Origin of the sequence: Seohaeicola zhoushanensis (assembly GCF_014656415.1) — a bacterium.
In the GTDB taxonomy this organism is placed as follows: Bacteria; Pseudomonadota; Alphaproteobacteria; order Rhodobacterales; family Rhodobacteraceae; genus Seohaeicola_A; species Seohaeicola_A zhoushanensis.
The window spans coordinates 470,393-485,394 of sequence record NZ_BNCJ01000001.1; the positions used below are offsets into that span (position 1 = coordinate 470,393).

Below are 15,002 nucleotides of genomic sequence, written 5' to 3' on the forward strand. Positions count from 1 at the left end.
ATTCCGAACCGGCTTGGCAAGTGGTTGCGCGTCGCGCGGCGCTGCGACAGGATCGGAATACCTTGGGGAGGGTTCAGATGGGCATCCGGTTGTTTTCCGACCGCAATCGCGGCGTGCATATGGGGCCGTTCCCGACCGAGCGGCTGGCGCGGCTGGGTCATCTGCCCGATCTCTCGGCCGTGCCGCCGTTGGTGCCCGTCGGCTTTCACCGCCCCGAGGCGCCCGAAAGCATCGTCAACGCGATGGGCGAATACCAGGCGATGATGGACGCGATCCGCGACGGGCTGGTGAACCGCGCGCGGGCGGAGATCCCGGCGGATCCGCGCGAACGGGCCGATCACATCAAGGCCTTCGGTTATTTCAACGATGCCGCGATGGTGGGCATCTGCAAGCTGCCCGCCGCCGCGCATCTGGCCGTGCCGGTGGTGAACCCCGATATCACCCGGCTGGCGCAGGATCTGCGCACCCGGCAGACCAAGACGCTGGCCTCGGGCATCGACGTCATCATGGCCGACCTCAAGGACAGCATGGAGGCGCCGCCCTCGACCATCCAGGGCCATACCCACGCGGTGGTCTTCCTCTACGAGAACCCGCGCCCCCCGCGGGCGGGCGAGTCTGGATGCGACTGGATCGGCGACGCGCTGGCGCAGCGGGGCTGCCTGCGCGCGGCCGAGACGGCCGTGGTGCTGGCCAATTACATCCGCCTGCTGGGGTTTGACGCCAAGGCCCATAGCGGAGCGGCTTCGGATGTCTGTCTCAACCGTCTCGCGGTGGCGGCGGGGCTGGCCTACGTGGCCGGCGATACGCTGAAAGCGCCATGGTTAGGGTCTGATTTCGGCCTTTCCGCCCTGACCTGCGCAATGGATCTCGCGCCCGATCTGCCGCTCGACCCTGTGCAGCCGCGCAGTGCGATCCATGGCCTCGGCTGGACGCTCGGCACCCGGTCGCGCCGCTCGGCGCTGAACCCCGATCCCTTTGCGACCCGCAACTTTGCCGACGGCCCGCACCCCTTCGAGAAGCTCAAGCGCAGCGATACCCCGACCACCTATATCGACGAGGCCAATGTCGCCCGCGTCCCCAAGCGGGCCGACATGTTCGCCCGCGCCCAGTTCGGCGACATGGGCAAGGCCCTGCAAGAGGGGGCCAAGGGCGGCCATTACGCCCGCAAGGCCGCGCCCAGCTTTGCCCAGCGGCGGGCGCTGGGGGCCTTCGTGCTGCTGCAGGACGGCACGCCCGCCGATGGCCCCCGCCCGTCGGACGCTGCCCGCAACGCCGCCAGTATCAAGGCCGCGAGCTATTTTCTCGGCGTCGATGCCGTCGGCATCTCGCGCTGCCCCGACTGGGCCTGGTATTCGCATGACGCCACCGGGGCCGTGATCGACCCGCCGCACGATCAGGCGATCAGCATGATTGTCGACCAGGGTTTCGAGACGATGGAGGGCGCCTCGGGCGACGACTGGATCTCGGTCGCGCAGTCGATGCGCGCCTACCTGCGCTTCTCGCTGCTGGGCGGGGTGATCGCGCGGCAGATCCGCAACCTGGGCTATTCGGCCAAGGCCCATACGGTGATGGACGGCGACGTGCTGCAACCGCCGCTGCTGCTGCTCTCGGGCCTGGGCGAGGTCAGCCGCATCGGCGAAGTGATCCTGAACCCCTATTTAGGGCCGCGTCTGAAGTCTGGCGTCGTCACCACCGACATGCCGTTGGCGCATGACAAGCCGATCGACTTCGGCCTGCAGGCCTTCTGCGAGTCCTGCAACAAATGCGCCCGCGAATGCCCTTCGGGTGCGATCACCGCCGGGCCGAAACTGATGTTCAACGGCTACGAGATCTGGAAATCGGACAGCCAGAAATGCGCCACCTACCGGATCACCACGCAGGGCGGCGCGATGTGCGGGCGCTGCATGAAAACCTGCCCCTGGAACCTCGAAGGCATCTTTGCCGAAAAGCCGTTCCGCTGGGCCGCGATGACCCTGCCCGCCGCCGCGCCTGCGCTGGCGAAGCTGGATGACGTGGTGGGCAAGGGCGGGCTGAACCCGGCCAAGAAGTGGTGGTGGGACATCGAGCTGGACGAGGACGGCGCCTATCGCCCCGCCCGCGCCCCGGTGAACCGCCGCGACCTGCAGAAGGATCTGGTGCTGAAATACGAAGAGCAGACGCTGGCGGTCTACCCCGCCCCGCTGGCGCCGCACCCCTGGCCCTATCCCTTCCCGATGGATCGGGAGAAGGGCATCGAAGCCTATAAGGCGATGATCCCCGCCGCCGAATACCGCGCCCGGCTTGCGGCGGGCGATACCAGCATCGTCCACCGCTACACCCTGCCCGGCGAGGCCCCCGTGCTGCGGGTCGAGGTCAGCCTGGCCGAGAAGATGAGCGCGGATGTGACCAAGTATGAATTCCGCCTGCCCGAGGGTGGAGACCTCCCGGAATGGACGGCGGGCGCGCATCTCGACATCGTCGTCGCGCCCGAGTTCCTGCGGCAATATTCCATGTCGGGCGATCCCTCGGACCGCACGAAATACCAGATCGGCGTGCTGCGCGAGGACCAGGGCCGGGGCGGTTCCAAGCTGATGCACCGCATCTTCACGCCGGGGCGCCGCGTCTTCATCTCGCGCCCCATCAACCACTTCGCGCTGGACGAGGGGGCTGCGAAGACCTTCCTCATGGGCGGCGGCATCGGCATCACCCCGATGATCGCCTTTGCCCACCGCCTGCACGCGCTGGGCCGCGACTTCGAGCTGCATTACTCAATTCCCTCGCGCGCCGGGGCCGGATACCTGGCCGATCTCGCGGCGATGCCCTGGGCCGACCATGTGCGCCTGCACGTCTCGGACGAGGGCAGCCGAGCCGACCTCGACGCGCTGCTCGCCGGCTATCGCCCCGGCTGGCATGTCTACACCTGCGGCCCCGATCGCTACATGTCCGCCGTGATCGCCGCCGCCGAGGCGGCGGGCTTCCCGGAAGAGGCGCGGCACCTCGAATACTTCTCGGTCCCCGAGGTGCCGGATTACGTCAACCATCCCTTCACCCTGGCCCTGACCGACGGACGCAGCTTCGAGGTGCCTGCCGACAGGACGGCCACCGACGTGCTGACCGCCAACGGCGTGCATATCGACGTCAAATGTTCCGACGGTCTCTGTGGCGTCTGCCGCTGCAAGCTGGTCTCGGGCGCGGTCGAACACCGCGATTTCGTGCTCTCCACCGCGCAGCGCCGGGACTGGGTCATCCTCTGCCAGAGCCGCGCCGCCGACCCCGGCGGCGAGATCGTCGTGGACCTCTGACGCCGTCGCGCGCGGAAACATTGTACAATCAACCCATTGCCCGAACGCAATTTCCCCGCATAGGTTGGCGCAACAAGAAAAAGAGGGACGAAATGCGCACATTCGGGAAGTGGCTCGGCCGCGTTCTGCTGGCATTGCTGCTGGCGGCCGTCGTCGTCGGCCTGTGGAAACGCGACGAGCTGATGCGGCTCTGGGCGGTCAACTCGCTCTTCTCCGAGTCCCGGATCGTCTCGAACTTCTCGCATATGGACAAGGCCTTCCTGACCACCCCCGTGCCGCGCGGCACCTCTCCGGCCATCGACCTGCCCAGGGGCGAGACGGCAAGCCTGCCCGCCGGCACCGACGCCTGGATCCGCGACCGGGCCCTGACCTCGCTGCTGGTGCTGAAGGACGGGAAGATCGTCTACGAGGACTATTTCCTTGGCACGACGCCGGATGACCGCCGCATCTCGTGGTCGCTGGCCAAGAGCTATCTCTCCACCCTCTTCGGCGTGCTGCTCTCCGAAGGGGCCATCGCCTCGCTCGACGATCCGGTGACGCGCTATGCCCCGCGGCTGAAGGGCAGCGCCTATGACGGCGCCTCCATCCGCAACGTGCTGAACATGGCCAGCGGCGTGACCTTCGACGAGGACTACCTCGACTACAATTCCGACATCAACCGCATGGGAAGGGTGGTTGCGCTGGGCCGCGAGCTCGACGATTTCACCATCGCCCTCAAGGACCGCTTCATCGAGCCGGGCAAGCAGTGGCAATACGTCTCGATCGACACCCATGTCATCGGCATGGTGATCCGCGGTGCAACCGGTCGGTCGGTGCCCGACCTGCTGGCCGAGAAGATCATGAGCCCGCTGGGGATGGAGCGCGAGGCCTATTACATCACCGATGGCGCCGGCGTCGCCTTCGTGCTGGGCGGGCTGAACATCACCACCCGCGACTATGCGCGCTTCGGGCTGATGGTGCAGCAGGACGGCTCCTACAACGGCCAGCAGGTGGTGCCGCGCGACTGGATCGAGGCCTCGACCGCGCCCTCGGCCCCGACCGCGCCGGGCAAGATCGGCTATGGCTACCAGTGGTGGATCCCCGTCGGCGCCGAACCGGGCGAGGTGCTGGGCCGTGGCATCTATGGGCAGTACCTGTATATTGACCGGGCCAGGGGCGTGGTGATCGTCGTCACCGCCGCCGACCGCCGCTTCCGCGACCCGGGCGTGAACGAGGGCAATATCGAGGCGATGCGCGCCATCGCGCGCGGGCTCTGAGGGGGACGTCATGGAACCGGAAGACAGCGTCAACGTGCTGGGTCAGTCGCTTTCGCCCTGCTCGACCAGGCCGATGACCGGGTTTTTCCGCGACGGCCATTGCAACACCTGCGCGGCCGACCAGGGCAGCCATACCGTCTGCGCGGTGATGACGGCCGAGTTCCTCGCCTATTCGAAATACGTCGGCAACGACCTCTCGACCCCGCGCCCGGAATACGGCTTTGCCGGGCTGAAGCCGGGCGACCGCTGGTGCCTCTGCGCCGGGCGCTTCCTGCAGGCGGCGGACGAGGGCTGCGCGCCGCAGATCAGCCTTGCCTCGACCCACCTCCGCGCGCTCGACATCGTGCCGCTCGAGGTGCTGAAACAGCACGCCATCGACAGGGTGTAAGGCGATGAACCAGATGCAGCCGCCGCTGGCCGAGCTTTCCCGCGCCGAGGGGGTGCTGACCCTCACGCTGGGCAATGGCGTGGCGCACCCGCTCTCGCGCGCCATGATCGGCGCACTGCACGAGGCGATTGGCGCCGCCGGGGCGGACCACGATATCAACGTGATCCTGCTGCACGGCCCCGGCAAGATCTTCTGCGCCGGCCACGACCTCAAGGAGATCGCCCGTCACCGCGCCGACCCCGACCAGGGCGAGGCCTATCTGCGCGACCTCTTCACTGCCTGTTCCGAGCTGATGCAGGCCATCACCCTTTCGCCCAAGCCGGTGATCGCCGCCTGCGAAGGCATCGCCACCGCCGGCGGGCTGCAACTGCTGGCCTCCTGCGACCTGGCCTATGCGACGCCCGAGTCCAGCTTCTGCCTGCCGGGCGTGGTCAACGGCGGCTTCTGCACGACCCCCGCCGTGGCCGTCGCCCGCGCGGTCGGGCGCAAGCAGGTGATGGAACTGGCGCTGTCGGGCACCCCGGTCGATGCGCAATGGGCGCTTTCGGCGGGGCTCATCAACCGCATCCTGCCAGCAGAGGAGCTGATGCCCTTCGTGACCGGCTTCGCCCGCACCCTGGCGACACGCCACCCCAGGGCGGTGGCCGATGGCAAGCAGGCGCTCTACCGCCAGATCGAGATGCCGCTGGATCAGGCCTATGCCCATGCCACCGAGGTGATGATCGGCCATTTCATGGACCCGACCCGCATCGCGCGCGACGTCGACAAATGGGCGCGCTAGGCGGCGCCCCCTTCGCCGGGCAGCGCGGGCGGTCCTTGTCGAAGTGAGTATTTGGAAAGAGAAGAAGCATGGGGCGCGCGCCCAAACCTGCTGCTTCTTCTCTTTCCAAATACTCCAAAGCATCAGCGCCGCCGGCGCGCCGGCCGGCAGGCGCGCTCAGCGTTTCGCGGGCAGGTAGGCGCAGTCGACCTGGCTGCTGCGCGGGTATTGCAGCCCGTCCAGCACCGCGCTCGGCCCGCAAAGCGAGGCCTTGCACGAGCGGTCATCGTCGGTGAACCGTAGCCCCTGGTCGGCGGTGATGAGGATCTCCATCCGGCAGTCGCCCCCGGCCAGCCGCTCGGCATAGAGCCAGCCGTCGCCGGTCCAGGCCGCGCGGCCCTCGGCCTCGCATTTGTGCCCGCTGGGCTGGACGCTGTGCAGCTGGAACTCTGCCATCCCGTCGGCACCGACGTTCATCCGCAGCGTGTCGATACCCCGGCGATAGCAATATTCCGCAGCGCCCGCCGTATAGGCCGGTCCGGCCACCGCGTCGCCTTTCTTCTTCGCCTTCTCCTTGCGCTCGGCCTCGGTCACGCCGCGCGCCTCGCAGGCCATGTCCGAGACGCGCCAGCCCGGCCCGCTGATGTCGTCGATGCGCCAGTAGCCGCCCTGGTCGACGAAATGGTAATTGATCCGCGTCACCTGGCCGAAGTTCGAGAAGGAGGCGGTGACGATCTTGCGGGTGCCCTTGTCCTGGGCGCTGATCGTCAGGGTCTGGGTGATCTCGGCGGCGTTGTAATCCTGGCCGCTGACTTCCAGCCCGAAGTCGAGGCAGCCCATCTGCCCCACGGCGGTATAGCTGTCTTCGGAGTCGTAGAAGAGCACCATGCGCGAGGAGAAATACTGCGCCCGCCGCTCGGGCGCGGCGAGATAGGCGAGTCCCTTCTCCGATCCGAGCCCGGTGAGCGAGCCGTAGATCCAGCGCACCATCTCCTCGGGCCCGCTCTGCGCCCGCAGGGGGGCGGCGGTCAGGATCAACAGCAGAATGGCCAGGATGGCGCGCATCGCCTCACCTCCCCAGGGGGTCACGCGGCCAAGTCTAGCCGCGTGCGGGCCGCGATCAAGTCTCGCGGCCGCGGGGGGGCGTTTTCGGGGTCACTCGGTGAAAGGTCAAGGAAAGCAATGGCTTGACCCCCCGTCCCAGCTGGGACGCTTCAGCTGATCTCGAATCCGAGGTGTTTTGCCACCGTGAAGATGTCCTTGTCGCCCCGGCCACACATGTTCATCACGATGATATGGTCCTTGGGCAGGGTCGGCGCGATCTTCATCACGTGGGCCAGCGCGTGGGACGGCTCCAGCGCCGGGATGATCCCCTCGAGGGTGCAGCAGAGCTGGAAGGCCTCGAGCGCCTCCTTGTCGGTGATCGAGACATATTCCGCCCGGCCGACGTCATGCAGCCAGGCATGTTCCGGCCCGATGCCCGGATAGTCGAGGCCCGCCGAGATCGAGAAACCTTCGAGGATCTGGCCGTCGTCGTCCTGCAGCAGGTAGGTCCGGTTGCCATGCAACACGCCGGGGCGCCCGCCGGTGAGCGAGGCGCAATGCTCCATCCGCTGGTCGACGCCCTTGCCGCCGGCCTCGACGCCGATGATCTTCACGCTGGGATCGTCGAGGAAGGGAAAGAACAGCCCCATGGCGTTCGACCCGCCGCCGATCGCGGCGATCACCGTGTCGGGCAGGCGGCCTTCGCCTTCCTGCTCGGCCAACTGCCAGCGGACCTCCTTGCCGATGATCGACTGGAAGTCGCGCACCATCGCCGGATAGGGGTGCGGGCCCGCCACGGTGCCGATGCAGTAGAAGGTGTCGCGCACGTTGGTCACCCAGTCACGCAGCGCGTCGTTCATCGCGTCCTTGAGCGTGCCGCGGCCGGAGGTCACCGGCACCACCTCGGCGCCCAGCAGGCGCATCCGGAATACGTTGGGCTTCTGCCGCTCGACGTCATGCGCGCCCATGTAGACCACGCATTTCAGGCCGAACTTGGCGCAGACGGTGGCGGTGGCCACGCCGTGCTGGCCGGCGCCGGTCTCGGCGATGATGCGGGTCTTGCCCATGCGGCGGGCGAGGATGATCTGGCCCAGCACGTTGTTGATCTTATGCGCGCCGGTGTGGTTCAGCTCGTCGCGCTTCATGTAGACCTTGGCGCCGCCGAGGTGATTGGTCAGGCGCTCGGCGAAATAGAGCGGCGAGGGGCGGCCGACGTAATGGGTCCAGAGATCGTCCATCTCGTCCCAGAAGGACTGGTCGGTCTTGGCCTTCTCGTATTCCTTCTCGAGGCTCAGGATCAGGGGCATCAGCGTCTCGGAGACGAAGCGCCCGCCGAAGATGCCGAAACGACCGTTCTCGTCCGGACCGGTCTTGTAGGAGTTGATCAGATCGTCGGGCATGGCACGGCTCCCCCTGGGTTTCTGGCACTTCCTAGACATGCGCAGCGCGGGAAACAAGCGCAAGGCGTTTCGATGGGGCTTGTGACGGCGAATTCCGGTGTTGCGACCTTATGCGCCGGATCAGCCGAGGGTCTTCTTGAACCCGGTGTGGCTGGAGGTGAAGCCCAGCCGTTCGTAGAAGCGCCGGGCATCGGCGCGGGTGGCGTTGCTGGTGAGCTGGATCAGGCTGCAACCGGCGGCGCGGGCGCGGGATTCGGCATCGGCCATCAGCAGGGCCCCGGCGCCGCGGTTGCGCAGGGAGGCGGCGACGCGGACGCTTTCGACCTGGGCGCGGCGCGCGGCCCTCAGCGAGAGGCCCGAGATGAAGGTGATCTGGTAGGTGGCGACAGCAGTGCCGTCCAGCTCGCCGACAATCAGGGTGTTGTTGCCCTCGCTCTGCATCGCCTCGAAGGCGGCGTGGTAGGGCGCCAGGTCGGCGCTTTCGCGGCCGGCGCCGAGCACGTCATCGGCGAGCAGGGCCACCACGGCGGGCACATCGGCGGCGGTGGCCGGGCGGAAGAGGATATCGCTGGCCTCAGGCATCGCGCAGCGCGGCACTGAAGGCCGCCATGAGTTCGGGATCCTTGACGCCGGGCGCGCTTTCCACGCCCGAGGAGACATCGACCTGCCGCGCGCCGGTCATGCGCGCCGCCTCGGCGACATTGGCCGGGGTCAGCCCGCCTGCCAGCATCCAGGGCACCGGCCAGCGCCGTCCGGCGATCAGGCGCCAGTCGAAGGCCAGCCCGTTGCCGCCCGGCAGCACCGCGCCCTTGGGCGGTTTGGCGTCGACCAGCAGCTGGTCGGCGACCTTGCCATAGGTTTCCAGTGCGGCGAGATCGGCTTCCTCGGCCACGCCGACCGCCTTCATCACTGGCAGGCCGTGGCGGCGGCGCAGGTCCGTGACACGCTCGGGCGTCTCGCGGCCGTGCAGCTGGAGCATGTCCAGCGGTACCGCCCCGACGATGGCGTCCAGCGCCGCGTCATCGGCATCGACCGTCAGGGCGACCTTGGCGATGCCCGGCGGCACCGACAGCGCCAATTCGCGCGCGGTGTCGATCGACACGCAGCGCGGCGACTTGGCGAAGAAGACCAGGCCGACATAGGTTGCCCCCGCTGCCACGGCGGCGGCAACGTCCTCGGGCCTCTTCAGGCCGCAGAACTTGACCTTTACGTCCATCGTTTCGGCGCTCAGCCGGCCTTGTCGAGGATGGCGAGAATCTCGTCCCGGCCCTCGTTCTGCTTGCCCTTGAGCCGGGTCACCTCGCGTTCGAGCTTGTTGACCTCGCGTGTCTTCACGCTCGCCTCGCGGCGGTGCTTGTGTTCGCGCAGCCATTCCCAGACGAAGCCGAGCACCAGCCCCACCGCGATTCCGCCAAGGACGACAACGAAGAGCGGCAGGGTGATGACCTGGTTGAAGCCGAGCAGATCCGCCAGCGCCTCGGGCACCAGACGCAACTCGACCGCGGCCCGGTTGGCAAGCGAGACCGAGATCAGCACCACGGCCAGGGCACCAAGGAAGGCATAGCGGATATAGCGCATCGTTTACTTTCCGTTCAGGCGGTCACGCAGCAGCTTGCCGGTCTTGAAGAAGGGCACGTGCTTTTCCTCGACCTCAACCGTTTCGCCCGTGCGCGGGTTCCGGCCGGTGCGGGCATCGCGCTGCTTGACCGAGAAGGCCCCGAAACCGCGCAGTTCAACCCGGTCGCCCCGTGCCATGGCGTCGGTGACCTCTTCGAAAACCGTATTCACGATCCGCTCGACGTCACGTTGGTAGAGATGGGGGTTCTCTTCGGCAATTTTCTGGATCAGTTCGGACCGGATCATGAAGGCGCCCCTCCCAAGGCATTGGTTGTTGGCAGTCTTTTCCTGTTCCCGAATATATGCCTTTCCGACGCGTTTGGAACTGGAAGTATCGGAATATGAACAGGTTTTAGCTCCAAAGATCGGCTGGGGGGCGCTGATCCGCCTGCGGCGTGACCGGTTTGTGCCGAAGCTGCCGCGGGGGAAACGCCCGGAACGGCCAATTTTGCAAAGGCGAAACGCAAATGATTCGTACGCGTCCCGCGGCAATTCCCTGGCCGCACGGCAAAAGAAAAACCCCGCGGCCGGGAAGGCCGCGGGGCGGTAACGCCAGCGATGGCGTCAGGTCTTAGCGGTCGCCCTTGAGCGCTGCGCCCAGGATGTCGCCCAGCGATGCGCCCGAATCGGACGAACCGTACTGTTCGACTGCTTCCTTCTCTTCCGCGATCTCGCGGGCCTTGATCGAGAGGCCCAGGCGGCGGGTCTTGCTGTCCACGTTGGTCACGCGCACATCGACCTTGTCACCCTTCGAGAAGCGCTCGGGGCGCTGTTCGGAACGGTCACGCGACAGGTCGGAGCGGCGGATGAAGGACTTCATGCCTTCGTATTCCACCTCGATGCCGCCGTCCTCGATCGCCGTCACGTTGACGGTGATGATCGAGCCGCGCTTCACGCCGCCAACCGCTTCGGCGAACTTGTCGCCGCCGAGGTTCTTGATCGAGAGCGAGATGCGTTCCTTGTCAATGTCGACTTCGGAAACGACTGCCTTGACCATGTCGCCCTTGCGGTAGTTCTGGATGGCGTCTTCACCGCGCTCGTCCCACGACAGGTCCGAGAGGTGAACCATGCCGTCGATGTCGCCCGGCAGGCCGATGAACAGACCGAACTCGGTGATGTTCTTGACCTCGCCCTCGACCTCGGTGCCCTCGGGATGGGTCTCGGCGAAGACTTCCCACGGGTTGCGCATGGTCTGCTTGAGGCCCAGCGAAACGCGGCGCTTGGCGCCGTCGATTTCCAGAACCATGACGTCGACTTCCTGGCTGGTCGAAACGATCTTGCCGGGGTGGACGTTCTTCTTGGTCCAGGACATTTCCGAAACGTGCACCAGGCCCTCGACCCCCGGCTCCAGCTCCACGAAGGCGCCGTAGTCGGTGATGTTGGTGACGCGGCCCTGGTGGACCGAACCCAGCGGGTACTTGGCGCCGACCAGATCCCACGGATCTTCCTGGAGCTGCTTCATGCCCAGGCTGATACGGTGGGTTTCCTTGTTGATCTTGATGACCTGGACCTTCACGGTCTCGCCGATCTGCAGGATCTCCGAGGGGTGGTTGACGCGGCGCCATGCCATGTCGGTGACATGCAGCAGGCCGTCGACACCGCCGAGATCAACGAACGCACCGTATTCGGTGATGTTCTTGACCACGCCGTCCACGGTCTGGCCTTCGGTCAGGTTGCCGATCACCTCGGCGCGCTGTTCGGCGCGGGACTCTTCGAGGATCGCGCGGCGCGAGACAACGATGTTGCCACGGCGGCGGTCCATCTTGAGGACCTGGAAGGGCTGCTTGAGACCCATGAGCGGGCCGGCGTCGCGCACGGGGCGGACATCGACCTGGCTGCCGGGAAGGAAGGCCACTGCGCCGCCGAGGTCGACGGTGAAGCCACCCTTGACGCGGCCGAAGATGGCGCCTTCGACGCGCTCTTCGTTGGCATAGGCTTTTTCGAGGCGGTCCCAGGCTTCTTCGCGGCGGGCCATCTCACGGCTGATGACAGCCTCGCCGCGCGCGTTCTCGACCTGGCGAAGATAGACTTCGACCTCGTCGCCGGGTTGGATGGTCGGCGCTTCGCCGGGGTTTGCGAATTCTTTCAGATCGACGCGGCCTTCCATCTTGTAGCCGACATCGATGATGGCCTGGCCCGCTTCGATTGCGATGACCTTGCCCTTGACGACGCTCCCTTCCTGGGGAGTGTCCATTTCGAAGCTTTCGTTGAGGAGGGCTTCGAATTCCTCCATCGCTTTGTCCATTGCCATGTGGCTTTGACTTCCTTTTCCGGGTTTTGCTGGCCGCGCGGTTGTCTCCGCCGGTCTTGGGGTTGGTCTGACGTGCCGCAAAACGAAAGAGGGCCGGCATTTGTCCGACCCTGCCTGTCTCTCTGCTTTGCGGCGTTGATCGCCGTTCACGACGGCTGCGCTATAGACCCTGGGACCCGATCTGGCAAGCCCCTGGGCCAAGGCCCGGCGGTGGTTGACCGATGGGCGGCGTTATGTAAGTTGATATCAACTTAAATTGTGCATTGGAGATGACCTTGTCCGAAACCCTGATGGCCCGCATCGGCTGGGCGCTTTCGGCCCTCTTCGGCCTGTTCATGCTGGGTGCCTCGGTGGCGCCGAAGTTTCTCACCGACATCGGTGCCGAGACGATGGCCGGGCTCGGCTGGCCCGACGCGCCGGTGCTGCTGATCGGGGTGCTGGAGCTGGTCTGCACCCTGCTCTTCCTGCTGCCCCGCACCGGCCTGCTGGGCGCGGTGCTGATGATGGCGATCTTCGGCGGTGCGATCGTGACCCAGATGCGCGCCGGCAGCCCGCTCTACAGTCACACGCTGTTCGCGGTCTGGCTCGGCATCCTGATGTGGGGCGGGCTCTGGCTGCGCGACCCGGCGGTGCGCCGGGTCTGGCCGCTGCGCCGCTAGGGCGGGAACCGCGCGGGCCGGCCAGCCGTTCGGTGGCATGGTTGTGCTTCTGGTCATCGTCATCACTTCGGCCGCGCTGATCCTGGGCGCGGTCTGGGGCAGTTTCCTGAAGATCCCCAAACGGGTGGAGGGCTTCATCGTCGCCCTTGCCGGCGGAGCGCTGATCGTCTCGGTGATGGACGAACTGATCCGCCCCGCCCTCAACGACCTGCACCTGCTGGGCGTGATCGGAGCGGTGCTGGGCGGGGCCGGGGTCTTCTCCGCGCTCGACGCCTGGGTGGGTGAACGCTTTGGCGAGAGGGGCGGGCTGGGCCTGATGCTGGCGGTGACGCTGGACGGGGTGCCCGAGAACCTGGCACTGGGCAGCGCGCTGATCGGCACCGGGGCGCTGGGCGTGGCGGCGCTGGCGGGGTCGATCTTCCTGTCGAACCTGCCCGAGGCGGCGGGCGGCGCGCGCAAGATGATCGGGCAGGGGCGGTCGAAAACGGCGGCGCTGGGCCTCTGGACCGGGGTGGCGGTGCTGCTCTCGCTCTCGGCGCTGGCGGGCTACTATGCCCTTGAAACCGCGCCGGAATGGCTGATCGCGGCCATTCGCTGCCTGGCCGCCGGAGCGGTGCTGGCCTCGTTGGCGACCGAAGTCTTTCCGAACGCCTTCCGCGATGACGCGCAATGGACCGGAATCGCGGTGGCCGTGGGCCTCTGCCTCGCGCTGGCGCTGTCGCAGCTGGGCGGCTAGGCCGCCGCCGGTCCCTTCGCCGCCGGGGGCCCGCGCCTCGGAATCAGCCGATTTTCGTCCCCTCGCGGCCCGGATTGGCCACGCCAACCGGCTTGGACCTCACAACCAAAGGTAGATCTTGCGCCTGGAATGCTTTCCGTGAAAAACGCCAGCGGCCCAAAAAAGGCCGTATTCTGCGACGAATTCGCCATATTCTTTTGTTGATGTAGGGGGGACAACACTTACTCGGGGCTTTGTCCCACCCTCGCAACTTTTGGTTGAAAACAAGAAAGCGCTATGTTTCTCTGGCTGTGGGGGCAAGGAATGACGGGAGTCAGATCGTGGTAATTGCCCACATCTTCATTGGCACGTTTATCGGCATGATGAGCTTCGTGGTCGCGATGGTTCAGGGCGCGTCCTTCTGGACGGGCCTTGGCGCCTACTGCGTCGTCGGCGCGGGCACCACCATCCTGATGGGCACGGTCCAATACCTTCTGACCCGCGGCAAGGCCGAGACGGCGTCGCACACGGTCGAGGTGGTCACCGCCCCGCCGGCCCCGGTGGCCGAGGTCGCGCCGCCGCCGCCGGTTCAGCCCGAAACCGTGGCCGAGACGATGGAAGAGACGGGCGACGAGGCGGTCCGCTCGATGAAGGTCCTGGCGGTCGACGACGACCCGTTCATCCTGGAACTGGTACCGAAGATCGCCGCGATGGTGGGCTGTGAGGACATCACCGTCGCGCATTCCGGCCCCGAGGCGCTCGAGATCATCGCCAATGCCGAGGAACCCTTCGACTGCCTGCTGCTCGACATCAACATGCCCGAGATGGACGGCATCGAGCTCTGCGCACGTGTTCGCAAGCTGGAAGATTACCAGGACACCTCGATCATCATGCTGACGGCCATGTCCGATCTCGACCACCTCGACCGCGCCTTCCGCGCCGGGGCTTCGGACTATACCACCAAGCCCTTCGACATCATCGAGTTCGGCGACCGGCTCAAGACCGCGCAGTCGCGCAGCTCGGACAACTGGACCCGTGCCCACGAAGCCGAGGCCGCGCAGGCCGAAGGCGAGGGTGTGGATGACTGGGGCTCGGCGCGCCTGGCCCGTCTGGCAAGCGTTCCGGCGATCATCGGCTACTCGGCGCTGCAGAACTACCTCACCCGCCTGTCCGGCCCCGCGCTGGAAGAGGCCTTCGTCATGGCGATCTCCGTCGACCGCGCCGCAGGGCCCTCGGACGATGCCGACTCGGCGGTGCCGCTGCGCTCGCTGATCATGGTGGCGCGGGCGATCGACGACGTCTTCCGAAACTCGAAATACATGATGGCCTATGCCGGCCATGGCCAGTTCGTCATCGTGTCGAGCGGGCAGTCGCTACCGCGCGCCGCGGGTATTGAAGGCGCCATCCAGGAACGCATGTCCCGCAAGAGCGGGATGGGCCGCCCGGATGCCTCGGTCTCGGTCGGTACCGCCGTCCGCCCCGGCGCCGGCCGGATGCGCCGCGCCCGCGTCGCCTTCGAGAACGCGCTCAACCTCGCCGGGGTCCGCGCTGCGGGCAAGCGTGGCGAGCATCAGTGGAAGCTCAAGCAGAAGCTCGGTTTCTGAGGCCTTCTCCCAGCCTCCGAAGGGGCC

At 66.7% G+C, this 15,002-nt stretch carries 14 protein-coding genes; 7 read left to right on the forward strand and 7 right to left on the reverse strand.

Annotation, left to right across the window (positions count from 1 at the left end; all coding sequences use genetic code 11):
* Positions 1-77 precede the first annotated feature (77 nt).
* The 4 genes from IE266_RS02270 to IE266_RS02285 all read left to right on the forward strand — a co-directional run bounded on the left by IE266_RS02270 (position 78) and on the right by IE266_RS02285 (position 5,706).
* Positions 78-3,281 carry a reductive dehalogenase gene (locus IE266_RS02270; protein WP_189678407.1) on the forward strand — a complete coding sequence of 1,068 codons (3,204 nt, stop codon included), beginning with the start codon at positions 78-80 and terminating at the stop codon, positions 3,279-3,281.
* Positions 3,282-3,373: 92 nt separating this feature from the next.
* Complete coding sequence (locus IE266_RS02275) at positions 3,374-4,537, forward strand: serine hydrolase domain-containing protein (protein ID WP_189678408.1); 1,164 nt, start codon at positions 3,374-3,376, stop codon at positions 4,535-4,537.
* Positions 4,538-4,547: 10 nt separating this feature from the next.
* A complete protein-coding gene (locus tag IE266_RS02280; RefSeq protein ID WP_189678409.1) occupies positions 4,548-4,925 on the forward strand; it encodes a DUF2237 family protein in 378 nt (125 codons plus the stop codon).
* A gap of 4 nt (positions 4,926-4,929) precedes the next feature.
* Positions 4,930-5,706 (forward strand): enoyl-CoA hydratase-related protein, encoded by a 777-nt coding sequence (locus tag IE266_RS02285; RefSeq protein WP_189678410.1) that lies wholly within the window; start codon positions 4,930-4,932, stop codon positions 5,704-5,706.
* A 156-nt stretch (positions 5,707-5,862) separates the two neighbouring features.
* Here the strand turns inward: IE266_RS02285 and IE266_RS02290 are convergent, their stop codons facing one another.
* From IE266_RS02290 to rpsA, 7 genes are all read right to left on the reverse strand, one after another.
* The gene (locus tag IE266_RS02290) at positions 5,863-6,750 is read right to left on the reverse strand and encodes a hypothetical protein (RefSeq protein WP_189678411.1); all 888 of its coding nucleotides are present in this window, start codon (positions 6,748-6,750) and stop codon (positions 5,863-5,865) included.
* 149 nt (positions 6,751-6,899) lie between these two features.
* On the reverse strand, positions 6,900-8,129 hold the full coding sequence (gene trpB / locus IE266_RS02295) for a tryptophan synthase subunit beta (RefSeq protein WP_189678412.1): 1,230 nt from the start codon (positions 8,127-8,129) through the stop codon (positions 6,900-6,902).
* A gap of 120 nt (positions 8,130-8,249) precedes the next feature.
* On the reverse strand, positions 8,250-8,711 hold the full coding sequence (locus tag IE266_RS02300; protein ID WP_189678413.1) for a GNAT family N-acetyltransferase: 462 nt from the start codon (positions 8,709-8,711) through the stop codon (positions 8,250-8,252).
* On the reverse strand, positions 8,704-9,345 hold the full coding sequence (locus IE266_RS02305; protein ID WP_189678414.1) for a phosphoribosylanthranilate isomerase: 642 nt from the start codon (positions 9,343-9,345) through the stop codon (positions 8,704-8,706). Before IE266_RS02305 ends, IE266_RS02300 begins: the two co-directional genes overlap by 8 nt.
* An 11-nt stretch (positions 9,346-9,356) precedes the next feature.
* Positions 9,357-9,707, reverse strand: coding sequence for a lipopolysaccharide assembly protein LapA domain-containing protein (locus IE266_RS02310; RefSeq protein ID WP_189678415.1), 351 nt, complete (start codon positions 9,705-9,707; stop codon positions 9,357-9,359).
* A 3-nt stretch (positions 9,708-9,710) separates the two neighbouring features.
* A complete protein-coding gene (ihfB, locus tag IE266_RS02315) occupies positions 9,711-9,992 on the reverse strand; it encodes an integration host factor subunit beta (RefSeq protein WP_189678416.1) in 282 nt (93 codons plus the stop codon).
* 325 nt (positions 9,993-10,317) lie between these two features.
* Positions 10,318-11,997, reverse strand: a complete 1,680-nt coding sequence (rpsA, locus tag IE266_RS02320) for a 30S ribosomal protein S1 (protein ID WP_189678417.1) — start codon at positions 11,995-11,997, stop codon at positions 10,318-10,320.
* Between the two features lie 275 nt (positions 11,998-12,272).
* On the opposite strand from rpsA, the gene IE266_RS02325 reads away from it, so the two are divergent.
* From IE266_RS02325 to IE266_RS02335, 3 genes are all read left to right on the forward strand, one after another.
* Entirely contained in the window at positions 12,273-12,656 is a 384-nt protein-coding gene (locus tag IE266_RS02325; protein ID WP_229863863.1) for a DoxX family protein, read from the forward strand.
* 37 nt (positions 12,657-12,693) lie between these two features.
* Entirely contained in the window at positions 12,694-13,392 is a 699-nt protein-coding gene (locus IE266_RS02330) for a ZIP family metal transporter (protein ID WP_189678419.1), read from the forward strand.
* Between the two features lie 320 nt (positions 13,393-13,712).
* Positions 13,713-14,975, forward strand: coding sequence for a response regulator (locus IE266_RS02335; RefSeq protein WP_189678420.1), 1,263 nt, complete (start codon positions 13,713-13,715; stop codon positions 14,973-14,975).
* The last annotated feature ends 27 nt before the right edge of the window (positions 14,976-15,002 follow it).